The sequence below is a fragment of the Salinispora goodfellowii genome, assembly GCF_059570675.1.
Genome location: NZ_JCANTD010000002.1, coordinates 68,173 through 91,172, shown reverse-complemented (window position 1 = coordinate 91,172; position 23,000 = coordinate 68,173). Strand labels below are relative to the sequence as shown.

16 protein-coding genes and 1 pseudogene are annotated in these 23,000 nt (G+C 71.2%); 3 read left to right on the top strand and 14 right to left on the bottom strand.

The window, feature by feature from the left end; all coding sequences use genetic code 11:
• Window positions 1-148 precede the first annotated feature (148 nt).
• The 13 genes from T398_RS02900 to T398_RS02840 form a co-directional block, all read right to left on the bottom strand.
• On the bottom strand, window positions 149-1,156 hold the full coding sequence (locus T398_RS02900; RefSeq protein ID WP_496444255.1) for an enediyne biosynthesis protein: 1,008 nt from the start codon (window positions 1,154-1,156) through the stop codon (window positions 149-151).
• Entirely contained in the window at window positions 1,153-3,054 is a 1,902-nt protein-coding gene (locus tag T398_RS02895) for a CRTAC1 family protein (RefSeq protein WP_496444914.1), read from the bottom strand. Before T398_RS02895 ends, T398_RS02900 begins: the two co-directional genes overlap by 4 nt.
• Before the next feature lie 236 nt (window positions 3,055-3,290).
• A complete protein-coding gene (locus tag T398_RS02890; protein ID WP_496444253.1) occupies window positions 3,291-4,646 on the bottom strand; it encodes a cytochrome P450 in 1,356 nt (451 codons plus the stop codon).
• A 23-nt stretch (window positions 4,647-4,669) separates the two neighbouring features.
• Window positions 4,670-5,200 (bottom strand): flavin reductase family protein, encoded by a 531-nt coding sequence (locus T398_RS02885; protein ID WP_496444251.1) that lies wholly within the window; start codon window positions 5,198-5,200, stop codon window positions 4,670-4,672.
• 10 nt (window positions 5,201-5,210) lie between these two features.
• A complete protein-coding gene (locus T398_RS02880) occupies window positions 5,211-5,651 on the bottom strand; it encodes an acyl-CoA thioesterase (RefSeq protein WP_496444249.1) in 441 nt (146 codons plus the stop codon).
• A 2-nt stretch (window positions 5,652-5,653) separates the two neighbouring features.
• Window positions 5,654-11,428, bottom strand: a complete 5,775-nt coding sequence (locus T398_RS02875; RefSeq protein WP_496444247.1) for a type I polyketide synthase — start codon at window positions 11,426-11,428, stop codon at window positions 5,654-5,656.
• Between the two features lie 92 nt (window positions 11,429-11,520).
• The gene (locus tag T398_RS02870) at window positions 11,521-12,495 is read right to left on the bottom strand and encodes a DUF1702 family protein (RefSeq protein ID WP_496444245.1); all 975 of its coding nucleotides are present in this window, start codon (window positions 12,493-12,495) and stop codon (window positions 11,521-11,523) included.
• A gap of 104 nt (window positions 12,496-12,599) precedes the next feature.
• The gene (locus T398_RS02865) at window positions 12,600-13,568 is read right to left on the bottom strand and encodes a DUF1702 family protein (protein ID WP_496444243.1); all 969 of its coding nucleotides are present in this window, start codon (window positions 13,566-13,568) and stop codon (window positions 12,600-12,602) included.
• 378 nt (window positions 13,569-13,946) lie between these two features.
• Window positions 13,947-14,765: a helix-turn-helix domain-containing protein gene (locus tag T398_RS02860; protein WP_496444241.1), complete on the bottom strand. Its 819-nt coding sequence runs from the start codon at window positions 14,763-14,765 to the stop codon at window positions 13,947-13,949.
• A gap of 230 nt (window positions 14,766-14,995) precedes the next feature.
• Window positions 14,996-15,631: a MerR family transcriptional regulator gene (locus T398_RS02855; RefSeq protein WP_496444239.1), complete on the bottom strand. Its 636-nt coding sequence runs from the start codon at window positions 15,629-15,631 to the stop codon at window positions 14,996-14,998.
• A gap of 273 nt (window positions 15,632-15,904) precedes the next feature.
• Window positions 15,905-16,972 (bottom strand): glucose-1-phosphate thymidylyltransferase, encoded by a 1,068-nt coding sequence (locus T398_RS02850; protein WP_496444237.1) that lies wholly within the window; start codon window positions 16,970-16,972, stop codon window positions 15,905-15,907.
• Window positions 16,973-17,018: 46 nt separating this feature from the next.
• Window positions 17,019-17,837: a TIGR03084 family metal-binding protein gene (locus tag T398_RS02845; protein ID WP_496444235.1), complete on the bottom strand. Its 819-nt coding sequence runs from the start codon at window positions 17,835-17,837 to the stop codon at window positions 17,019-17,021.
• Between the two features lie 99 nt (window positions 17,838-17,936).
• A complete protein-coding gene (locus T398_RS02840) occupies window positions 17,937-18,959 on the bottom strand; it encodes a hypothetical protein (RefSeq protein ID WP_496444233.1) in 1,023 nt (340 codons plus the stop codon).
• A gap of 189 nt (window positions 18,960-19,148) precedes the next feature.
• Between T398_RS02840 and T398_RS02835 the strand changes: the two are divergent.
• Window positions 19,149-19,520 (top strand): annotated as a pseudogene (locus T398_RS02835) (transposase); the annotation flags it as partial.
• Window positions 19,521-20,144: 624 nt separating this feature from the next.
• Here T398_RS02835 and T398_RS02830 read toward each other — a convergent pair.
• A complete protein-coding gene (locus tag T398_RS02830; RefSeq protein WP_496444231.1) occupies window positions 20,145-21,680 on the bottom strand; it encodes an NsdA family TPR-like regulatory protein in 1,536 nt (511 codons plus the stop codon).
• A gap of 479 nt (window positions 21,681-22,159) precedes the next feature.
• On the opposite strand from T398_RS02830, the gene T398_RS02825 reads away from it, so the two are divergent.
• Window positions 22,160-22,297, top strand: a complete 138-nt coding sequence (locus tag T398_RS02825; protein ID WP_496444229.1) for a hypothetical protein — start codon at window positions 22,160-22,162, stop codon at window positions 22,295-22,297.
• A gap of 244 nt (window positions 22,298-22,541) precedes the next feature.
• Window positions 22,542-22,967, top strand: coding sequence for a hypothetical protein (locus T398_RS02820; RefSeq protein WP_496444227.1), 426 nt, complete (start codon window positions 22,542-22,544; stop codon window positions 22,965-22,967).
• The last annotated feature ends 33 nt before the right edge of the window (window positions 22,968-23,000 follow it).

The following is a 23,000-nucleotide window of genomic DNA, read 5'->3' as shown; positions in this document are numbered from 1 at the left end:
GAATCGGCGTTCGGACTTCCAGCATTCGCCGCGCCGCCACCGGCGGTCATCTCGGAGAATGCCGGTGTTTTCCGTGGCTGTGCCCCCGCAGACCGCACGAGGGCGGACCGGCCGTGGGCCGGTCCGCCCCCGTGCGGGGCGCCGAGGGTCAGGCGGTCGCCGGGACGAGCGCCGCCGCCCGGCGGCGGCCACGCTCGCGCAGCTCCTTCACCCACCACATCCCGCCGCGGGCCAGGCAGACGATGCAGACCGCGAAGAACAGGGTGTAGACGACGTTGAAGGCCAGCAGTACGCCGTACACCGCGGCGACGGACGCGCCGAAAATGAACTGCGCCCGACCGCTCGACGGTGTCGTCCCCGGGTCGGTGATCATGTAGTTGGTGAACAGGACGAACGCGACGCCGGTCATCACGCCGAGCGCCGACCACAGCGCGACGTCCCAGACGAAGTGCCGCACCAGCGCCTGGATCACGAAGCCGCCGAGCCAGCCCAGGATCAGCAGCAGCCGCTTGGTGAGCATGGCGTTGAGGACCGTGCCGGCGGTGAGGATGATGAACGGGACCATCAGGCGGAAGACGTCCGGGACCTCCGCTGTGAAGTGGTACGGCGGCGCGATGTTCACCCATGGGAACACCAGCAGGGCCGCGGTGATGCCGAGGTTGGACGGATTCATGAAGTGCCGCATCCGGCCGTTGATCGGGGCCCGCAGCACCGCCTTCTGCCCGATCGCCACGACCACCGCGAACGCGATCGGCCAGAACCGGTTGTTGGCGTACAGCAGCATGTTCGCGGCGAGCGCGGTGATGTGCGTCGGCAGCAGGAACGTGTAGAGGCCCCACAGGCCATTGCCGGCGAACTCCGGCCGTCGGCGGTGTGCCCAGGCGGTGACCAGCGCGATGAGGATCTCGGTGGCGTAACCCACCGCGAGGGCGAACAGCGGCCACGTCCACGGCTGTTCGAAGCCGAGCACCGTGTAGCCCAGGATGTTGAAGATGCTCATCGAGATGGCGAAGTTGCGCAGCGCCTTGTACCGCGGGTCGTGCCGGCCCACCTGGGGGACCGCCGCCTGATCGGTACGGTGCGCCGGCGCCTCCGGCCGGTGCGGCTTGGTGCCCGTCGCCGGATCGCCCGCCCGGATCTCCTGCTGAGTTGTCATCGCGCCGGCACCTCCTCAGCTCGCGTGGTCAGCATGAGGTCATGCCAGCCGCTGTTCAGATCCAGCGTCTGCCGGTGCGGGGCGCCGGTCAGGTCGCGCCAGGACAGCTCGACCCGCACTGGCCGGTCACCGGCCGCGCCCAGCCCGAAGAAGACGTCGAAGGAACGCTTGCCGCTGTGGCCGCTGCCACCGTCGAGCTGGGCGACCTGCACATGCCCGTCGGCCCGGGTGATCCGGACGACCGCGCCGTAGGCCGGCGAGCCGACCACCCGGTCACCTGCTCGCGCCCCGGCGCCGTCCTGTCCCTCGACCGGGCGGAACAGCCGCAGGCCGAGGAAGGCGTCCTTGCGGGGCATCTCGTTGCGGTAGAACGCCGGCGGCCCCCACTGGCGCGCGACCGCGAAGTCCTGGGCCCCGTCGCCGTCGGTGTCCGCGACCGCGATCCCACGCGTAGGGGTCGGCACGTCCAGCCCGAGGGCGGAATTGACGTTGACGAACTTGCCGTCCGGCTTGCGGACCCAGAACGCCAGCCGGTCAGACCCGGCGATGTCGTCCCCCGGTTCCTGCTTCGGCCACATCGCCGGGTTCTCCAGCAGCAGATCGTTGCTGGCGGCCAGTTCCTGCAGCCAGCTCCACCGGTTGGTGTCACCCTTGATGAACCCGTTGGTCTGCACCACCGACAGGTGGCCGCTGTTGTCGAAGTCCGCCATCTTGGCGTCCCAGCCCCAGCCGGTCCAGGCGATGTCGTGATCGGCCGATCTCTCGTCGAACGGCGCGGTGCCGCGATCGAGCTTGGCTGCGGCCTCCGCGGTGGTCGAGGTGTTGTTCAGCCACAGGAAGTTGCTCTCCTGCAGGCCCCAGGAGACGGTGATATTGCTGACGAACATGTCGAAGCTGCCGTCGGCGTCGATGTCCCCGAAGTCCATCGACATCCCCTTGAACGAGTCACGGCCGAGGACCATCGACTTCGGGGTGAAGGCGCCGCGGCGGCCCGCTACCTCGCGGAACTTGATCCGCCCGGGTGTGGACACGTTATGCAGCAGGTGGTCGTTGCCGAAGTCGTTGGCCAGGTACAGCTCCGGCAGCAGATCGCCGTCCAGGTCGGCCGATCCGACGCCCAGGGTCCAGCCGCTGGCCGCGTCCGGGTCGATCGCCCCGCGCGCCTCCTGGTAACGGGCCTCCGGCTCGGTGCCGCCGGAGGCCGAGACCCAGCGCAGCACGTGGGCGCCGCCGGCGTTCTTCGCCTTCGACAGGGAGTGGTTCATGCGGGTGTTGGCGGGCGCGGTCGGGTCGAGGACCGCCGAGTCCGGGAAGTAGTTGTGCACCGAGATGTCGGGATGACCGTCGCCGTCGAAGTCGGCGACCGCGACGGCGTTCGTGTTCCACAGCGGGCCGTGGTAGGTGCCGTCTGGTGACGGCGCCTGGGGCACCAGCTCGGTCGGCCGGAACGAGGCGAGGCGCAGACTGGTCGCGTCCGCCCGGTGCAGGAACAGCACCGGGGTGCGGCCCCAGTAGTAGACGAGCAGGTCCATCCGGCTGTCCAGGTTGAAGTCGCCCGGCACGCAGCCCATCGGCGCGATCGCCGGTCCCATCGGCAGCGGCGCCGGGTCGAGCACGAACGGCGGGTAGCGGTCTGCGGCGGTCGGTGCCGGGGTGACGACGACGGCATCGCTGCGGGTGTCCACCAGGCACAGGTCGTTCGCGACACCGGTGCCCCCGATGTCGTTCGCCGCGACCGCGGCGCCGACGGACGAGATCCACGAGCGGATGTCGCGGTAGGCCGGATTCACCTCGCGGACGGTGCGCTCGGGCAGGCCGGGCGGCAGTGCGATCGGCAACTCGGTGAAGCGGTGGCCTGCGGCCAGGGCCGCCTTCTCGTCAGCCGGTGCCTCGGGCATGCGGGCGACGAGGAACAGCGTTCCGGCCAACAGGATGGCGAAGACACCCGGCAGCGCCCTGCGCGCGAGCCCGGCAGATGGTGTCGGCAACTGGTCCCCCTTAGGACGGTGACGACGATGCGGACCGAAGACAGCCTGGGTGCGGTGCCCTCCCGATGTCTTCTCACCGGATGCGGCAGGCCCCGCGCGCGGCGATCCGCGCACGCGCGGAGTACCGCGGCCGGCATTCGTGCCCTCTAGTCGGCGAGGTGGACAGACATCGGCAGCCCGCCGCGGATGCGCAGCGACAGCATCGGCTCGGGTACCGCGGCGTGCGTGGGCACGCGGACGAGCCGCAACTCGCGGCACAGCATGGCCACCGCGATGACCGCCTCCATCGTGCCTAGGTTGCTGCCCACGCAGACCCGCGGACCGGCGCCGAACGGCAGGTAGGCGTACCGCGGGCGGTCGGCGGCGTTACGAGGGTCGAACCGCAGCGGGTCGAACCGGTCCGGCTCCGGCCAGAACTCCGGATGCCGGTGCATCGTGTACGGCGAGACCACCACATCGGAGCCGGCCGGGACCAGGTACGGGCCGACCCGGTCGGCCCGCCTCGACCGGCGCGGCAGCAGCCATACCGGCGGATACAGGCGCATCGCCTCCTGCACCACCATCGTGGTGAACCGCAGGTCCGGCAGGTCCCGGTACGCCGGCAGGCGGTCACCGAGCACCTCGACGGCCTCGGCGCGCAGGCGTTCACGTACCGGCGGATGCCGGTCGATCAGGTACAGCGTCCAGCCCAGGGTGCTGGCAGTCGTCTCGTGCCCGGCCAGCAGCAGCGTCACCAGTTCGTCCCGGAGCCGCTGCCGGCGCACCCGGGCGTCCGGTTCGGCGCCGGTGGACCGGATGAGGCGGGACAGCACGTCGTCGCGGCCGGACACGTCGCCCCGACGGGCGACGAGTTCGTCGACGATGCGCTCCAGTTCCGCGCGGGCCCGCCGAAACCGCCGCTGCCGCGTCAGCGGGATCCAGGTGGGCACGGCGCTGAGCGTGACGAGTTCGAACATCGCCTGGTCCTGAACGGCCGCGAACGCGTCGCCCACGGTCGCCAGCGCGGTCAGGTCGACGTCCAGCAACGTCCGGCCCAGCACGCCGAGGGTCAGTCCGGTGAACTCGGTGACCACGTTCACCGGAGGGCCGCCGGCTCGGGCTCGCAGCCGCTCCACCAGCCTGGCGACCTCCTCGGCGATTACGGACGCCTGGTCCGGCGCCCGCCCGCTCCGGAACGACGGCCGGATCACCCGGCGCTGCTCGCGCCACAGCTCGCCCTCACTGGTCAGCAGCCCGTCGCCGAGCGCCCGGCGGGCGTGCACCAGGCCGATGCCCTTGGTGTAGTTGTCGCTGTTCTCGGTGAGCACGTGCTTGGCGTAGTCGGGGTGGTTGAAGAGGTACAGCGCCTTGTGGCCCACCGGCAGCCACGCGGCGTCCCCGTATGCCCCCGCCGCGGCGGTCATCATGCCCAGCCGGTCGCGGCTCATCGTCAGCAGCATGCTGAGGGCGGCGGCACGGGGCGGACCGGGTGGCCGCTGGCGGTTGCTGCTCGTGGTCGTCATGACGTTCGCCCTCCCGGCGGGTGTCAGGTGGTCAGATCGACGGCCGCCTCCCGCTGCAGTCGGCCGAACCGGCCGTGGAGGAAAAGCAGGACGTCCGCGTCGGGCACGCGCTCGAAGGACAGCAGCCGGCCGATGAAGATGCTGTGGTCCCCGCCGTCGTACGTGTGCCACAGCGCGCACTCGAGCCGGGCGGCGGCGTCGGCCAACAACGGCGCGGCGCTTGACCCGCCGGTGAACCATGCCGTCTCGGCGAACTGCTCGCGCCCGGGCGGGCGGCGGCGCGCGAACTGCCGGGCCACCGCCTCATGGTGGGCGGCGAGCACCGAGACGCCGAACGTGCTGGTGTTCAGCAGCTGTCGGTGCATTATCGCGTCCCGTTGGACGCAGACCAAGATCAGCGGCGGCTCGAGCGAGACGGCGGTGAACGAGTTGGCGGTCATCCCGTGCGGCTCCAGTCCCCCGACCGTGACCACGGTGACGCCCGTGGCGAAGGCGCCCAGGGTGCGCCGCAGCTGGAGCGGATCGAATGCCACCGGTTCGGGTTGCACGTGCATGGCCCCTCCGCTAGGTCGTGAAAAGTCCGGCGTACGGCCGCAGGGCCCGGATCAGGGGCTCGGGCACCCGGGCCGGCACGGTCCTGGTGTTCGGTCCCCGCATGCAGGCGACCCGCTGCAGCCCGCGGGCCACCAGCGTCTCGCCGTTGTCCGGCTCCAGCCGCACGTAGTCGAAGGTGAGCTGGATCTGGGTCTGGGCCAGTTCGGCCAAGCGCATCCGCACCGAGATGTCCTCGAAGGCGGCGAGCTCGGCGAAGAACTCGCAGGACACGCGCAGCGTGAACAGCTTCAGCTCGCCGCGCAGGTCGTCGAGCACCTCGGGGGCGCGCTCCTTGAGGAACATCTCCCGGCAGCGGCCCTGCCAGCGCAGGTAGTTCACGTAGTAGACGTTGCCCACCAGGTTGGTCTCCTCGAAGCCGACCGTGTGGCGGATCTCGTAGTAGTCGTCCATGATCAGCTCCCACTCGTCAGGATCGCGAACGTGACCGGCTCCGCCACGCCGTGCAGGGTGCTGACCAGCACCGCGACGCGCAGATCCCCGGAGCCGAACACCGCCCAGCCGTCGGGTGCCGCGGAGAGCAACATCAGCGGCGCGCCCGGCGAGCTGCCCGCCTTGCGCAGGCACTCCTGCGCCGACCAGACCCGGGTGGCTGCGGTGTCCGCGTCGTCGCCGGCGTCGGCGGTCAGCAGGCCGGTGATCCGCCGGTGCGCGCCCAGCAGGCCCTCCCAGGTCTCCGCGGACCGGGGCACGACAGGCTCCACGTCGCAGGCCACCACTCCGCGGGCCACGACGCAGCCGGTCACCCCGGCGCCGTGCGCGACCGAGATGTCGAGATCCCCGTCCACCTCGGGGCGGCCGTCCGGGCGGTACCGCACCTCGACCGGGTGGCCGAACACTCGGGCGGCGGCCCGTTCGGTGCGCGTGCCGGACGCCCCGTCCCCGAACGTGCCCGGGTCGTCCGGCTCTACCGCGACCGCGACCCGGGCATCGAGGATGTCGCCCACGGCCCGTTCCAGGTAGGGCCCGAGCAGCGGTGCCGCCCACGGCCCGCGGCCGCCGGTCTTGCGCACCGCCCGCAACCGCAGGCCCTCCCAGCGCTCAACGACGCGCCCGTCCGCGGTGCGCAGCGCGATGTCGTACGTGTACGTGTCGCCGTCGCGGGCACGCTCAGTGGCGCTGTAGCGCAGCTCCGTCGTGGCGTCCGCGCCGGGGCCGGCCGGATGCAGCCGGTCGATCCCCGCGGGCAGGAGGGTGGCGTGCGGCACGCACACCTGGTTGCCGTGCATCAGCGCGTCCCGGACCCCGGGGTCGCCGAGCACCAGGGCGCCGGACAGGTGGCCGGCGAACCAGCGGACCGAGTCGTCCGCCGCCAAATCCGCGTCCACGTCCCGGGCGGCCGCCCGGTGGTAGCGGCGCAGCCGCTGGAACCGTTCGCCCTGGAAGAGCACCGAGCCGTACAGGTCGGTCGCCGGGTCGAGCGGGACCGGCGGTGTCCCGTCCGCCGTCTGCCCGGGCGGGCCGGCTGGCACCGGTTCGTCGCCGTATCGCAGGGTGGCCCGGAAGTGCTGGGCGGCGAAGCCGGTCTCCTCGCTGTGCAGCACCACGTCCACCGTGTCCACGTCGGTGACCAGCGCGGCGACCCGGATCCGGGTGGTGCCGCCCGGCGGCACCACGATCGGGCGGGAGAACTCGACCCGCTCGAACACCGGTACCCGAACGTCACCGGTCAGCGCCCCGGCCACCTGCGCCATCGCCTCCATGCCGAACACGGCCGGGAAGAGCAGATTGCCGTCGAGGCGGTGGTCGGCCAGGTACAGGTCGGTGGCGGCGCCCAGGTCGACCTCGGTGACCAGTTCCACGCCGGGATACCAGACCAGGATGCGTTCCACGAACCGCCGCAGGGGCAGTTCGGGGCGGTGGTGCCGGACGGTGTGGATGCCCTCGGTGCGGCCGCTGATCACCACGGCAGGCGGGCAGTCCGGGTCATGGAGCAGCCGTCGCAGGATCCGTAGACCCTGGTCCGGCGTGATCGGGGTGATGCCCTCGCGGGCCAGGGCCTCCACCACGGACAGGCGCTCACCCATGCCGACCCCGGACCAGACCGACCACTCCAGGCAGACGGCGCGGCACCGGGGGTGCGTCCGGCCGAACACGGCGGTGAAGGCGGCCAGCCAGTCGTTGGCGACCGCATAGTGTGCCTCGCCGCGCAGCCCGGACCGGCCGATGATGCTCCCGAGCGTCACGAGCAGGCGCAGCCCGCCGGTGTCGACCGCGTCGAGGACGGCGCGCAGACCGTCGATCTTGGGTGCCAGGGTGCGCCGGAACGCGTCCATGTCCAGCCCGGTGAGGGCGGCCGGTTCGTTGCGGCCGGCCCCGTGGAGCACCGCCGTGACCCTGCCCAGCGTCCGCTGCAGGTGGTCGACCGCGCGGCGCACCTGTGCCGTGTCGGTCACGTCCGCCCGGGCGTATTCGACCGTCACGCCGGATCCGGCGATCCGGTCCAGGTTGGCCCGCAGTTCCGGGTCGCCGGCCGGGTCGGACCGCCCGATCAAGGCGAGCCGGCAGCCCGTGTCGGTAGCGATCGCCAGCGCGCACTCAGCCGTGATGCCCTTGCCGCCGCCAGTCACCAGCAGCACGTCAGCGGAGCCCAGCGGGGCCTCCGGCGCGGCGGCGCGGATCGGCAGGGCGTGCAGCGTGGGCACCCGGCGGTCCCCGTCCGGGCCGAGGTGCACCTCGCTGAAGGCGGTCGTCGCGGCGACCTCGGCCACGATCCGCGGGATCGCGTCGCCGGCCTCGACGGGCGGCGCACAGTGCACGACCGTGGTCGGCACCTGCGGTGACTCCAGGTGCAGCGTCCTGGCCAGCCCCGCGGCACCACGGCCGTGCCCGACCAGGACGAAGCGCTCACCGGGCGATACCCGCTGCGCCCCGCGCAGGGCCGGTTCCAGTCCGTCCTCCGGGCAGTCCGGCGGCAGGCAGACCAGCACGCCGCCGCCCACGCCGCCGGCCTCCAGCGCCTGCCGCAACGGCTCTGCCAGCGGGTGCGGCTCACCGGTGTGGACCCGCCACGCGCCGTTTCCGTCGCGCGTGCCGGGCGGCGGCAGCGGCACCGGTTCGAGGGAGACCATCCACGGCCGGACCCAGTCGCCGGCACCGGCGACCGGTACGCCGGCCGACCGGTCGGCCGACCGGGCCGTGCCGTGCAGCTGATCCAGCGCCTCGGCCAGCTCACCCACCGTCGCGGTGGCGAAGTTGGTCGGTAAGTGCATCGGCGGGATGTCCAGCGCCTGCGCGACCTGGTTGACGAGCCGCCCGACAGTGATCGAACTCAGGTGCAGGTCGTCGAGCAGCCTGCTGCGCTCGTCCACCAGGTCCGCCGGCAGCTCGGCGTGCTCGGCAGCCAGCTCACGCAGCAGCCCGGCGGTGGATCGGCCGGCGGCGGCCACCGACGCACCGGCGGGCTCGGGTACCCGCCCGGCCTCGGCCACCGCAGCGGCGGCGACCGCCAGCACCGGAGCCTGCTCGCAGGGGCTCTCCAGGAAGGAGAACTCGGCCCCGGGCCTCAGCGGGCGGATCAGCCGGCCATAGAACAGCGCCGGATCCACCGAGGCGGCGCCCGTTACGTACGCGGCGCCGATTACCCGCAGCAGGCCGGTGAGGGACTCGTCGTCGGTGTCCATCCCCACCGCGGGCACGTCCGTCACCGCTTCCGCCAGCCCGCTCAGCACTCGTCCGGGGCCTACCTCGATCAACAGGTCCACGTCCTTGACCGCTCGGCGCAGGGCCGGCGCGAACAGCACCGGCGTGGTGATCTGGCGGCGCAGCAGCGCCGGCACGTCGGCGTCGGCGGGCAGACTCTCGCCGGTGACCGTGGAGACGACGTGCCGCCGAACCGTCCCGAACGTCTCGCCCGCGACCGCGTCGCCGAACACGTCGGCCGCCCGGGCAACCAGGGGCGAGTGGAAGGCGTGCGAGACGCGCAACCGGGTGCCGCTCACGCCGGCGGCGCGGGCGTTGCGGCACACCTGCTCGACCGCCTCGACCGGACCGGCGACGACGGTCTGCTCCGGGCCGTTGAGCCCGGCGACGACCACCGGCAGCCCGGCGGTGAACCGTTCCACAACCTCGGGCGCCGCGCCCAGGCCGGCCATCGTGCCGGAGTCGCTCTGCTCCGCCATGATCCGGCCCCGGATCGCCGAGATTCGCAGCAGGCCGTCCGCGTCCAGCGCGCCAGCCCAGTGCAGGGCGGTCAGCTCGCCGAGGCTGTGCCCGACCGCCACGGTCGCATCGATGCCGAGCGCGGACAAAACCCGCAGCCCGGCCAGCGAGCCGGTCACGATCCGCGGCTGGGCGAACTGCGTGGCCACCGCGTCGCCGGTCTCCGGCAGAGCGGCCGCGGCGTAGACCTCCTCCGCCTCGGCGAACCGACGGCGCAGCGCACCACCGGCGGTCTTCCGGCCGGCGCCCTGCCCGGGGAACAGGAACCCGATCCGGCCCGGACCGCTGACCTGTCCCAGCAGGCACCGGCCGTCGGCCTCGAACAGGCTGGTCTCACCGGCCTCGAGCGCGGCGCACAGCCGTCGGACGAGGCGCTCGGCATCGTCCGGAGTGGTCACCACCAGCGCCGCCCGCCAGGGCAGGTCCCGCAGGTCACCGTGCAGCGCCGCGGCCAGGTCGGTCACCTCGGCGTAGGCCAGGGTGGCCACGAACCCGGCCAGCCGTTCGAGCCGCGCCCGCAACTCCCCCGGCGACGCCGCGTCAACCAGCAGCAGCTCGGCGTCCTGCCGGGAGTCGGCCAGTGCGCTGGTCCGGGAGTGGAAGCCGGGACGGCGGCGCCCGTGCGGACGCTCCAGCGTCAGGTGGGTGTTGATGCCGCCGAAGCCCATCGCGGTGACGCCGGCGCGGACCTCCTCGGTCTCCGGCCACGGCTCCGCCCTGGCCAGCACCCGCAGCGGCGCGGATTCCTCGCGCAGGAGGTCGTGCGGGTCGGTGCACCCGAGCGACGGCGGGATCACCTCCTCGTAAACCGCCATCGACGCCTTGATCAGGCCGGCCACGCCGGCGGCCGCCTTGGTGTGGCCGATCATCGCCTTGATGGAGCTGATCGCGGCCGGCGGCGCGGACGGGTCCGCCTCCCGGCGCGCGGCCGACAGCGCCATCAGCTCGGTGGTGTCGCCCACCTTGGTGCCGGTGCCGTGGCCCTCGAACATGGCCACCGTCTCCACGCCGAAGCCGGCCCGTTCGTACGCCCGGCGCAGCGCCAGTCGGTATCCGCCCGCCTCGGGCCGCGTCATCCCGCCCTTGCCGTCGGAGGAGATGCCCCAGCCCGCGATGCGCGCGTACACGCGGTGCCCGGCCCGCAGCGCCTCGGGCTCGCGCATCAGCACCACCATGCCGCAGCCCTCGCCGGGCCAGAAGCCGTTCGAGCCGCGGTCGTAGACCTTCATCTCGCCGCTGGCCAGCGCACCCGTCTTGGCGAATCCGACAAGTTCGAACGGGTCGATGGACAGGTCGACACCGCCCGCCACCGCGACGTCCAGATCGCCGTCCACCAGCGCCTTGCAGGCGGTCACCACCGACAGTAGCGACGACGAGCAGGCGCCGTCCACCGTGTAGCCGCCACCCTTGAGGTCGAAGTAATTGCAGATTCGGCCCGCGATGGTGTTCGACAGTCCTCCCGCCAAGGTGTCCTCGTCGACTGCGGGGAAGGGGCCCTTGAAGGTCGCCTCGAAGCCGTCCAGGAACAAGCCGACCTGCTCGTCGTCCCAGTCCTGTTCCTTGAGCGCGCCGGCGACCATGCGTCGGACGTACGGCCAGCGCAGGCGCAGCTGGTTGGCGCGGGAGAACTCCCCGGTCAGCGTGTTGCCGACCAATACACCGGTGCGCTCGTGCGGCAGCCCCTCCCCCATCGGGAAGCCGGCGTCGGTCAGCGCGAGCGCCGCGACGTCCAGGGCCAGCCAGTGGGTGAGGTCGGTCGACCGATACGTGCTACCGGCTATCTTGTAGGCGATCCGGTCGAACTCGTAGCCTTCGATCACCGCCGCGTTGCGGGCGTAGAACTTGTCCGGCACCGCCGGGTCGGCGTCCCAGTAGTCATCCAGGCGCATCCGGACGTCCGGCAACCGGCGGAAGGCACGGCGCCCGGCGATCGCGTTCTCCCAGAGTTCCCGGGGCGATGTCGCGTCCGGATACCGGCATGCCATACCTATGACTGCGATCCTCGTCATCGCACCTCAACCTTTCCTGTGCACACGTACCCCGACCGGCGCCCGGCGGCGCTGCCCCGGCACTCCTCGGACCTCGGGTGGGCGGCCCGACGTCAGCAGCGCCCGCGCGCGGCCAGCGTTTCGCTGATCCGGTCACGCCACACGGCGTACGCCGGCACCGGCCCGGTGGTCGGCAGTCCGGTCCGCGCCTCGTCGGGTAACTTCGCCGCCTCGGTCGCCGACATGCCGCAGAACACCTCGGCCGCCTGCTCGTTGTACGACGTCACCAGGTTGGCCCGGACCCGCGCGTGCGCCCCGAACGTCGCGCCCTGCGCCAGTTGTGGCCGGTAACGGCCGGCCAGCTCCCACAACCGCTCCAGGCTCGCGCGGTCGACTCCGCCCGCGTACGTGGCGGCTAGGCCGACGCCGCTGAACAGGTCAGTGCAGCGCTCTGCCGGGAAGTCACCGAACAGGCGGGCGACGCGCTCGGGGTCGCCACCCGCGACGAACCAGGTGGCCCGCCCGATGCCCTGGTCGATGGCCCGCCGGGCGTACCACGCGTGTTCCCCAGCCGGCCACGGGCAGGCATCGTCCGGCGGACGCGGACCGTACACGTACCGCGCGGTGTGGAAGTACGCCTGGTGAAAGCCGTACCCGTCGAGGGCGAGCCAGCGCAGCAACGGATCGGCGGTGTGCAGAGCCGGCCACCGGAAACGGGGAATGCGCGCCATCGCCCAGCCGACACCGACATATACCATGTAGACGTGACTGCCGGCACGCCCGTGCAGGAATTCGATCACGTGCCGGCGTCCCCCGACGGGCAGGGCGTCGCGGACGGCGAAGCCCATCGCGGCGCCCTCGTACGCGAAGCCCCGATAACCGGCGGGCACGTTCTCTAGGGTCGTTTCCGCATCGATCGGCCGGGCGACCTCGGCGGCTGCGGCATAGCCGGCCAGAAAATACCGGCCCACCATTTCCATCCGTCGGCGCACTTCTGGCCGGCAGGTGTGAAATCCGCGTTTCTCGAACGTGGTCTCGGTGATGTCCGGCGTGAGTACACGCCGCCGCAGAATTCCCATAAAAGACATTGCTCGGCACCTTCCGAGTGCTGGTTCGAGCTGATTGTGGTACCGCTCGGAGGAGATTGTCTTCTTGGCCTGTGCGGTCGGATCCGGCCGTCGAACCTATTTTCCTACAGGCGGTCACGGATTCGCTTTCGCCAGATCTCGTAATCCGGTTCGCCGGTCGGCGGGAATCCGCCGTCCGCCACGTCGTCGGCGAGGGCGGCAGCGGCCGCGACCGACATCCCGGCGAGGGCCCGGGTCGCGACCTCGGTGTACTCCGGCACGAACCCGGAGAAGTGGCGGGCCTTGGCCGCGAACACCGCCCCCTGGGCGACGTGCGGCCGATGCTCCGCGGCCGAGCGGGTCATCTCCCGCAGTGCCTCGGCGGAGCACCCGCCGGCGAACGCGGCGGCCAGGCCCACTCCGCTCCACAGGTCGGGCTGACGTGGCGCGGCGAAGGCGCCGGCGGACGCCGCGACGTCCACGGGCCGGCCACCGTGAATGAACCACAGCGCCCGCCCGACGCCCTGGTCGACAGCCCGAAGGAAGTAGTCCGGGCGGCCCCGCCACGGGTACACGGGCGGCCGCCGCTGCCCGGTCACCCAGCTATCCGTGTCGAAATAGGCGCGGTCGAACCCGTACCCGTCGACTGCAAACCAGCTTATCGTCGGGTAGTAAGGCGTGCCGGTCAGGTCGGGCAGCACCCACTTCCACAGCGGACGCGGGAGCCGGGCCATCGCGAACCCGATGCCGATGTAGGTGAGGAAGATGTGCGGCACGCCGGGCCCGGCCAGCAGGTCGCGGGTGCGGTGCCCGCGCCCACCGGCCATACTGTCGCGCACCGTGAAGGCCATCGCCGCACCCTCGTACGCGAACCCGCGCATCTCCGGCTCGACCAGCTCCAACCGGCGCTCGATCTCCCACAGATCCCGCACCTCTATGCCCCACTCGAACCCCACCACCACCGACTGCGGGACCGCCTCCAGGCGGCGTGCCGCGTCGTCCAGCGCGTCCGGGAACCCGCGGCCGGCAAAGCTGACGGAGCGCAGCGACGGTGTCAGCGCCAGCCTGCGCAGTAAACCGGACATAGTCGACATGGCTTTCTCCCGGGACTCGTTGCGGCCATCGTGGGCGGCCACCGGGCGGCCGGGCCACTTCGGTCGTGCGCCGTCGGCGGCCACCGGCCGGGGCGCGGCAGACGCTCGCCGATCAGCCGGGCGGCGGCGGCACCGGCCCACGCGGGTGTCTCGAGGAGGCGCGCGTCGCCCGGGTGGTGCCGGCGGAACTCCGCGACGTCGGCCTCGCCGACCTGGTAGGACGCGAGCGCGGGGAGCAGGGAAGCCGTCCGGGCGTCGAGGCCCGCGCGTCGGCCATCCCGGGTACCACGGCCGGGACCCGAAATGGCCGACGTAAGGGACCTGGCGTTGTACGACGGACGAGGCCAGCCGGGCAGGGATCATCGGGCCGGTCCGCCGTCAAGCGACCGTGGGCAGCAGCGCCACCCCGGCCTGCCGGGCCGAGGTCAGTTCACCTATCGCGTACTCCCGGGCGTCGAGGAGCGCCAGCAGGACCGGCGGGTCGAACAGGCGGGTGGGCCGCAGCACCAGGTCGAGACTGGCCGACCATCCCGGGTGGACCGAGAACGGGCCGTGGGTCGCGACCGCCACCAGCCGGCCGGCGTCGTCCGGGCCGTCCGGCAGGAGCTGCTCGTCCGGCGACGCGGACTGCGCGAGGAGATACCACGTCCCGGGCGGGATCGCGGCCCAGCGGACCTGCTCCCGGTCGTTCAGGACCGCGCAGCGCACCGGCCGTCCCTCAGGGATCCGGTCGGGGAAGATGCCGACGAACACCACGGCTTTGTCGTCCGGTTCGGCCAGCCGCACCCGGCAGGACAATGTGGCCTCGCAGGTCCGGCCGCCGCGCACCGGCAGCACCGGCGCGAAGCCCGATCGCTGGCGATACGTAGTCGGCGACATCCCTACACTCCGACTGAATCGCGAGCTGAAAGTGCCCACGCTGTTGTAACCGACGTACGTGCTGATGTCCGTGACACTCATTCCGGTTGAGACGAGCAACATCTTCGCCTGCTGCAGGCGCAATGCCGAGAGGAAACGGCCCGGCGAGACTCCGGTCACCCGCTGGAACACCCGGGTGAAGTGGAACTTGCTGAACATGGCAGCACGGGCCAGATCGTCGACGGTAAGCTGTTCTCCCATGCGCTCTCGCATCACCTGAATCGCCCGCAGGACCGCCCGTTCGGCCGGATCCGCACCCTCCACAGGCTCCTCTTTCATGTTTCCCTCCTCGAATGCAGGGCGCGGCGAAGCGTCATCTCGGAGCGCGCTAAAACAAATTTCTGCGAATGATCGAGCGCAGAGACGACTAACAGTTGACTGCACCGACCTCATCGACCATTAACGGATAGTAGGAAGGCTAACCGACCCTCATGGAAGTTGCAACACGCCCTGCGGTCGCCTCATTGCGCACGGCAACATCGAAGTAGGAAAATGGATATCGGCGCTTTTTACTTCCGATTGCCACCGTCCGGCCGCTCGGCGATCACATGCTGCTCGGCCAGCACACGCATGGCGGAGAAGGCGACCGCGAGCAGAATGCTGCGTACCATCATCGCCGCGCCGTCACCGGGCCCGTAGGAGGTCACCAATTCGAGTTCCTGCCGCGCGATGCGTTCGGCCGCCTCCGCGTACGGCTCGAAGAAATCCATGTCGCAGCCGCAGCCGAGGTCGCGCAGCGTCGCCAGCACCACCGCCAGCTGGGCACGGGCCGGCGCGTCGGGCCGGACGCGCCAGCCCAGCCTATTCACGAGCCGGTCGATGTCGGCCGTGGACGAGCCGAGATGGTCGGACTGCACTGGCGACGGATCACCGGGAAACAGCACCGCGTGCAACACGTCGTGCAGCCCGGACAACCCGGCCGTGCCGTCGTCGACGGCGGCCAGCAGGACCCGCACCGACGTCAGATCGAGCTGCCCGACACTGGTCAGGGCCCGGATCAGCACCAACCGGCGACGGTGCGTCTCGCCGTAGCGCGCCTGGTTGCGCCCCGTCCGCATGCCCGGCGGCAGCAGCCCCTCGCGCAGATAGAACTTGATGGTCGCGATCGGTATGCCGGTTGCCTTGCTGAGATCAGAGATCCGCACGGACACCCTCCAGGTACTGCTACGCAGAGGTAGCGAGCGGGCTCGCCCGGGCGGCACCCGGGACCGGCCACCGCGCTGCCGCCCCGCCCCTGCGATGTCGCCGGTCACCCCGATTCGTGCCACGCGCGACGGTCCCGGTCGGGCATCGCGCGGTGCCGGTACCCCCCGGGCGGGCCGAGTCGTTAGAACGAACTCACCATATCCGCAACATCGATCGCCGTCACTGGTTGACAGTCGGTCGCTCATTCTGGAAAAGTCGGGCGTCTGGGGCGGTCAGCGGGTGGTCCCGACGTAAGTGTGGTCACCGACGATCAGGCGATGTCCGGTCCGGTCCGGCTCTGCGGTCCGGATCGTGGCGTGCCGGCCGATCACCGACCCGCTCAGGGCACCGATCGCCTCGATGCTCGCGCCGTCGAACACCACCGAGTCGGCGAGCTGCGCGGTACGGATCACGCAGTCGCGCCCGATCGACGTGGCCGGGTCGATCCGGCTGTCCTCGACCACGGTGCCGGCGCCGATGATCGCCGGTCCTTCGACGCGCGACCGGATCACCCGGGCACCTCGCTCGACGACCACCCGGCCGCGCAACTCGCTGGCGGCGTCGACGTCGCCCCGTACGGCGGGTGGCAGGCCGCCCAGTACCTCGCGGTTGACCGCCAGGAGGTCGTCGACCCCGCCGACGTCCCGCCAGAAGCCGTGGTGCTCGCGGCCGCGCACGTCGGCGCCGCTGTCGACGAGCCACTGGACGGCGTCGGTGATCTCCAGTTCAGCGCGGGCGCTCGGCTCGATCGCCTCCACCGCCTTGTGCACCGCCTCGGTGAAAAGGTAGGCACCGGTGACCGCCAGGTCGCTGCGCGGCCGAGCCGGTTTCTCCTCGACCCGCGTGACGCGCCCGTCCGGCCGGACCTCGGCGACCCCGAAGGCCCGCGGATCCGTCACCCGGTGCAGCACCAGCTGGGCTACGGGCCGGCGGTCACGGAACTCCCGGACCGCCGCCGCGACGCCGCCGGACAGGTAGTTGTCACCGAGATGCATAAGGAAGTCGCTGGTGCCGAGGAACGGGTGGGCCAGCCGCACCGCGTGCGCCAGGCCGAGCGGCCGGTCCTGCCGCAGATAGGTGAGACGGACCGCGAGCCGCTCGCCATCGCCGACGGCGGCCCGGAAGGCGTCCTCCCGAGTTCCGACGATCAGGCCGATGTCGGTGATTCCGGCGTCGCGCACACTTTGGATCACATAGTCCAGGACGGGCCGGTTCGCGACCGAGACGAGTTGTTTCGGAATCGAATAGGTGAACGGCCGTAAACGTATGCCGGTTCCGCCCGCCAGAATGAGTGCTTTCACGATCCGCCCTTCCTCAGGTGACTCGGATCCGGCGCGCCGGCCCGGCTCAGCGCTCCGGCGGGACAGTGGCCCGGCCGGCGAACTGGCCCGGCTGCCGGCCCGGGCCGGGCGAGCCCCGGTACGCCTGGGCGAGGTCCAGCCAGCGGTCGGCCTCGTCGCCGGTCGCGGTCAGGGACAGGTCCGCGCGGTGCCGGCGGCGGGTGACGAGCAGGCAGAAGTCCGCAGCCGGGCCGGTGATGCGCTCCGCGCTGCCGGGCGGTCCGAAGTCCCAGCGCTCTCCGGAGGGCGCGGTCAGCTCGAACCGGAACGTGACGGCGGGCGGTTGCAGCCCACGCGCCAGGTAACCGAAGTCCCAAGTACGCATCGCGAACTCGACGACGTGCCGGATCCGGTCGGTGAACCGGCGCTCCACCCCTAGCGCGTCGGCGATGTCCTGCCCGTGCCCGACGAGCTCGGTCAGCCCGGCCGCGGCGAGCACGGCCGCCGGGATGGGCCGGACCAGCCAGGGCACGAGCGTGTCCGGCGGCAGGTCCCTCAGCGCGGCCGCCACGGCTGACCGCTCCGACCGCCACCGGGTCAGCAGCACCTCGGGCGGCTCGGCGAGGTACTCCGCTAGGGCCTGCTCGACGTTGGCCTCGAAGTCGGGGCCGAGCTGGGAGGCGATCCGGGTGAACGCCTCCGGCCGGGCGGCGGCCAGCGTGGCCAGCCGGAAGGTGGCGGCCAGGTGGGCGATCTGGTGCGCGACGGTCCAGCGGGGGGCCGGTGTCGGCGCCGACCACCCGGCGGGATCGAGCGACGCGACCATCCGGTCGACGTCGTCACCCTCGGCAACGAGTGCGGTGATCACATCCTGTGGTGGGGTCATCGTCTGTCTCCTCAAGCGCGGTCGTCGGGGCAGTACGAGCTTGGTGGGGACGCGCGACGGGTGTCTTCTCTCCCGGTGCGCTCCGCTGGCCGGAACAGCTCACGAACCGAGTTGCGCCACCGCCGCGTCCGGCGGCCACGGCGACGCGCCGGCATCCGCGAGCCGCCACGCGACGGTCTCGAACCCGGCGACCGCACCCGTCGCATCGGCCAGTTCGCGCGAGTCGACCGGCGATCCGCCGCCCGCACCCGACCGGACCCGCACCAGCGCGGCCACGACCCGACGCCAGCCGGCCACCGCAAGCCGCCAATGCTCCCGCACGTGCGGCGGCACCAGGTCGGGGTCCACCCCGCCAGCGGCGACCACCAGCTCGCGCTGCCGCAGCACGTGGCGCACGTCGTCGACCTGCCGGTGGATCGGGTCGTCCGGCGGCGCCGTCCGGAACCGGATGGCGAGCCCGTTGACGGCGTCCGCACCGACCAGCCGGGTGGGCTCCGGCCGGCCGGGATGTGGCGCCCGCGCCCGGGCCAGCCACCGGTAGCGCACGCCGAGGCCGGGCGGGCCGTGACCCACGACGCTCAGCTCGCGCAGGTGCTGGACGGCGGTGTACAGCTGCGGCGCCCGGGACCAGCGCAGGAGCTGGCCCGGTTCAACCCGAACCCGCAGCGGGCCGGCCGGCCTCCCCGGTGCCTCCGTCGAGAGGGGATCCTCGACCACCCAATCAGCGCCGTCCCGCAGCACCGTGAACCAGTACGGCGCGTGCCACCGCCGGTGTCCGCGCTGCCACGGCACGTTGTACGCGTCGCCGCAGATCACCAGCGCCCCGCTCTCGGCCAGTTCCCGCCGATAGGCGCCGCGGGCCGTGGCCCAGTCGTCGGCGTAGCGCAGCTCCAGCCCGAGGGCCTCCAGCGGTGGCCGCGGATGGTGTTCGAAGCGCACCAGGCCGTCCGGCTGCGGCGTGACCGCCAGCACCGGCGTCCCGGCCAGCAACGGCCGCCACCAGCAACGGCGCCTGGCGGCGAGCCACACCGCCAGCGCTGCCGTGTGGTGATCGAGGGTGCCGGCCCAGCGGCCCAGGAGGTGAACGCGCCCGGCCGGGTCGGCGGTCGACGTTCGGCGCATGCGATCAGGCTCGCAGTGCCGTCGTGGACACCGCATCTCCCGGCGTGCGGGCGGTGCGTGGCCATTTTCAGATCACCGGATCGACGTGGACCAGTCCTAGAGTGCGGTCTCCACGCTCGGCTCCGTCAGATGAAGCGGAGCTTCGCAGCGTCCCTTACCGGCCGTCATGATCTGAGGCTTGTCATTCGTCGCCGCCTCTTGGCACCGAGCTGCACAAACATCGCCAACCTCCCACCCGAGCACCGAGATCTACTGGCACAGCTCACCGCAGCCTGCCCAGAAATGACCCAACTCGCCGCCGCTGTCGGACGCTTCGCCGAACTCCCGACGCCTCAGCCCGCGAACACCGACCGGCTCACACACTGGATCGCCCAGGTCCGCGCGGCCGACCTACCTCACCTGCACGCCTTCACCCGAGGCATGGAGCGCGACCGCGACGCCGTGAACGCCGCCCTCACAGTCCCCTACAGCAACGGCCCCACCGAAGGCGTCAACACCAAAACCAAACAAATCGCCCGCCACATGCACGGACGAGCAGGCTTCACCCTGCTCCGCCACCGTACCGAAAATGCCCTACTGAGGGTACTTCCCTGCGCCACGGGGAATGGCGGTCGGCCGAACGCACGTATGGTGCATGGCGTGACCGACGTGACTTACTCGCGCCTCAACGCAGGTGCCGCCGCCCTCTTAATGGATCAGTTGTGCGAGGTCTACGCCGACGCCTACGGCGACGCCTACGGCGAGGACACCAACGTCAAGGCCGACGCCTTCCGCGACCGGGCCACGGGTGCGCTGGGTGCCCGCAACTTCGAGTTGGTCACGGCTCGGGTTGGTGACGTGGTTGGGTTCGTCTTCGGCTACAGCCTGCGGCAGGAGCGCGACTGGTTCGCCGGGCTCGACCCGGCTCCGGAGCCGGGGTTCACCGACGAACGTGGTGGTGAGCGAACCGTGGTCCTGGCCGAGATCGAGGTACGCAAAGCATGGCAGGGCAAGGGAATCGGGCGGGGCCTGCACGACACGTTCCTCGGCGGCCGTCGCGAGGAACGTGCCACGCTAACGGCCAACCCGGCCGCGACCGCTACCCACGCACTCTACGCGGGGTGGGGCTGGCAGCGTGTGGGCACCATCCCCGGACGGCCCGGTGCCTACTACCGCGAGTATGCCATGTTCGTGCGCCCGCTTCCGCTAGCCGACCGGAGTTGACCGGTAGGCGCGGATCGCCTGATCGAGCTCCCGCACCGCCCGTGTCCGCTTCCACGGGTCGAGGCTGCGGCGCAGCTCCTGCACCCGCTGCTCGATCCGGCGCGTCGAGTTCACTGACGTCAGCTCCACGACCTCGGTGATGGTCTGGCAGGCCAGGCCGAGGTTCTGCTGCCGGCCGAACGCCTCCGCACGAAACAACAGCCGGAACGACCGTTCGTGCAGGTTGCCCTGGTCGCTGAGCCTCAGAGCCTTGTCGGCCGCCACGAGCACCTGGTCGGCACCATGGAACCGCAACGCGTTCTGTGCGCTGGTACTCCAGAAGAACGACTCGTCGTAGAAGTACCACCACGACTGGCGCGGGCCTTGGTCGGTCAGCGCCGCTTGCAGTGCGGCGTACTCCCGGTCGAGGGCGTCTCTCGACCGATCCGCTTGGCCGTCCGCAGTCAGTGCCCGCACGGCCACGTCTGCCGCGTAGGCGCGAGCGTACGGGCTGCCGCTTTGATCGGCCCACGCAGCGGCGGCGACAGCATGGTCGATACCGACGCGAGGCTTGCCCTGCCACGTGGCCAGGTGGCTCATCGTGCACAGGATGTAGGTCACCAGCTCCACGGCGCGCGCCTCGTGCGCGGCGGCCCGCGCATCGTCGTAGAACCGTTGCGCCGAGCCGTAATCGCCCATGTTGAAACACAGCCAGCCGGTCAGCTGGGTCAGCTCGGCGTACGTGGCCATCGCGCGGTCACGCTGCGTGCCGTTGGCGGCGGCCCTGGCTTGCTGCTCGGCGATGCGTCGGTAGGCCAACGCGCTGGGCAGCGTCGCGCTCGCGCCGAGCACGTCGCCCTGCTTACGAAGGTTGGGCATCATGGCCTCGCAGTGCGCCAGTGTGGCCGGGTCGAACCTGCCGAGATCCTGTGCCGGGGTGGCGCTGGCTGACTCCGCCAAGCCCGTCAGCGGCGCTGCCGTCGCGGCAACGAGCGCGGCAGCCAGCTTGCCCAGCATGTCCCTGCGGGCCGGGTAATGCGGTATCCGTTGCATCCACATAACGATGACCTGCGCCAATTCTCCGAAGTCGACCTCCTCGGGCAGGCGGTACAGGCCAGTGGCGACCGCTTGTGGCGAAACAGTCGCCTCCGCACCGGCGCGCCGGCCGAGCAGGTCGCGAAGCAGGGTCTCCGCCTCGCTCGGCACCATGATTTCACTCGCAAGAGTACTGGTCGTACCCCGAGGCACTGCCAAAGTCCCGGCAGCCGAGTCAAGGTGACGGAAGCTCGGCAGATCGGCCAGCAGATCGGCCACGCTGCATTCGTAGATCTCGGCAAGCCGCACGAGGTTATCGTGTGACGGTGAGTATCCGCCCTTGCCCGGCCAGATCTCCCAGTACGAAAAAGACTTGAACGTCTTGGGCTCGTCGGGCCAGCGGCGGTTCCACTCCTCGGCTGCCTGCGTCTGGCTCCATCCCCGCACCGACCGAAACGCCACACGAGGATTGAGCCGGAACCGCATCTGGAAGACCTCGGCCACCTCAACCCAGGTCTTGGCCGCCGAACGCAACTCGGCAGCCAGGTGTGCCTGCTGCCGACGCAGGCTCATCGACCGTCCCTCTGCCATTCCACCACCCACAATCAGCGACACGCATTGACGTCCACCGCGCAAACGATACGCATCCAACGCGGACCACGGAACTTCCCCGCGACACGGGAAACAACGCCCCGAAACTCCCGATAGCACCGGGTAGCCACCGGTGCAATGCGCAGATGATCCTGGAAGAGCAACACCGACCCTGCTGCTATCCGTAGGCAGACCGGCGGACCGCCCTGGCCGGGCATAACGACGTTCCGTCCGCTGGTTGGGCGCGAACTGTGTTGAGGTGGCGCCGCGATGGCGCCAGTACTGCTGCCCGCTTCGAGGCGGCGCGTAACACCGATGTCCAGCACCACCACGGCGGTACCACCGCATCGACGTACACCGACCGGTTGAACCTTCGTCCGAGGGGGCCCATCGTGCTGTTCATACAGGTCGCTGGCGGCATCGTGCTGCTGGCCTTAGCCGTGATCGTGGGCTTCGTGCTCGGCAAGAAGGTGAGCGGGTGGTGTCCCGGCTGCGGCGGGCCGTCTTTGCCCGATCTCAGAGGGGAGTAGACCTATGGTTCACTGGCTATTTCGCCGCCGCCGCGCACCGTTGGACGCCACCGGTCCCGCAACTCGTTACGGGGCGCGAGCTGGCGCCTTCCAGCCGCCGCTGGCTGATGAGTCGACGGTCATTTTGGACACACGGCCGTTAATGACCCGGCTGGCCAGGCAACGGGCTTGTTCTCCGATGACCAGCCCTCGGAAACCGGGGCGGGACCCCTTGGGCGCCTCCGCAACGGGCGCGAGAGCGGCGGTGAAGCCGGCCGCCGCCACCATCGACCGATGGTGGCAGGACTTGAGCGCCCACCAGCAGATGGACGGCGGCTGCCCCAAGTGCGGCACCGGGGAACGGTGTAGGCCCTGGGCGGAGGCATTCAGCGAGCTGGTCGCCCACGGCCTTCTCTTGCCGCATGCGGCGATGCCGGCGGCATCACCGCCACCGGCTGAGCCACCCCACTACGACCACCGCGACGGGTTCACGATGCACAGACCCGACCAGGGGGCTCGGGACAACCGAGCATTCTGGGAGGCCGCCAACCGAGTGACGATCCCCGAACAGGCAAACGACCTGAAGGGCCTACTCGATCAGGTGCTCCGCTACCTGCGAGCGGACACCGTCGTGCGCAGTGTCGACTGCGACAGCGACCTGGATCGGCTGCCCAGCAGCCCTACCCGGTAGCGGAGTTCAGCAGTTCCCCCGGCCGGCCATCCG

What these genes read in the sequence shown, in the direction of transcription:
- T398_RS02845 (WP_496444235.1), bottom strand. Translation starts at nt 17,837, where the DNA reads ATGACCCCACCACAGGATGTGATCACCGCACTCGTTGCCGAGGGTGAC.
- T398_RS02840 (WP_496444233.1), bottom strand. Translation starts at nt 18,959, where the DNA reads ATGCGCCGAACGTCGACCGCCGACCCGGCCGGGCGCGTTCACCTCCTG.
- T398_RS02895 (WP_496444914.1), bottom strand. Translation starts at nt 3,054, where the DNA reads ATGCCCGAGGCACCGGCTGACGAGAAGGCGGCCCTGGCCGCAGGCCAC.
- T398_RS02865 (WP_496444243.1), bottom strand. Translation starts at nt 13,568, where the DNA reads ATGTCGACTATGTCCGGTTTACTGCGCAGGCTGGCGCTGACACCGTCG.
- T398_RS02885 (WP_496444251.1), bottom strand. Translation starts at nt 5,200, where the DNA reads ATGCACGTGCAACCCGAACCGGTGGCATTCGATCCGCTCCAGCTGCGG.
- T398_RS02875 (WP_496444247.1), bottom strand. Translation starts at nt 11,428, where the DNA reads ATGACGAGGATCGCAGTCATAGGTATGGCATGCCGGTATCCGGACGCG.
- T398_RS02870 (WP_496444245.1), bottom strand. Translation starts at nt 12,495, where the DNA reads ATGTCTTTTATGGGAATTCTGCGGCGGCGTGTACTCACGCCGGACATC.
- T398_RS02890 (WP_496444253.1), bottom strand. Translation starts at nt 4,646, where the DNA reads ATGACGACCACGAGCAGCAACCGCCAGCGGCCACCCGGTCCGCCCCGT.
- T398_RS02880 (WP_496444249.1), bottom strand. Translation starts at nt 5,651, where the DNA reads ATGGACGACTACTACGAGATCCGCCACACGGTCGGCTTCGAGGAGACC.
- T398_RS02900 (WP_496444255.1), bottom strand. Translation starts at nt 1,156, where the DNA reads ATGACAACTCAGCAGGAGATCCGGGCGGGCGATCCGGCGACGGGCACC.
- T398_RS02860 (WP_496444241.1), bottom strand. Translation starts at nt 14,765, where the DNA reads ATGAAAGAGGAGCCTGTGGAGGGTGCGGATCCGGCCGAACGGGCGGTC.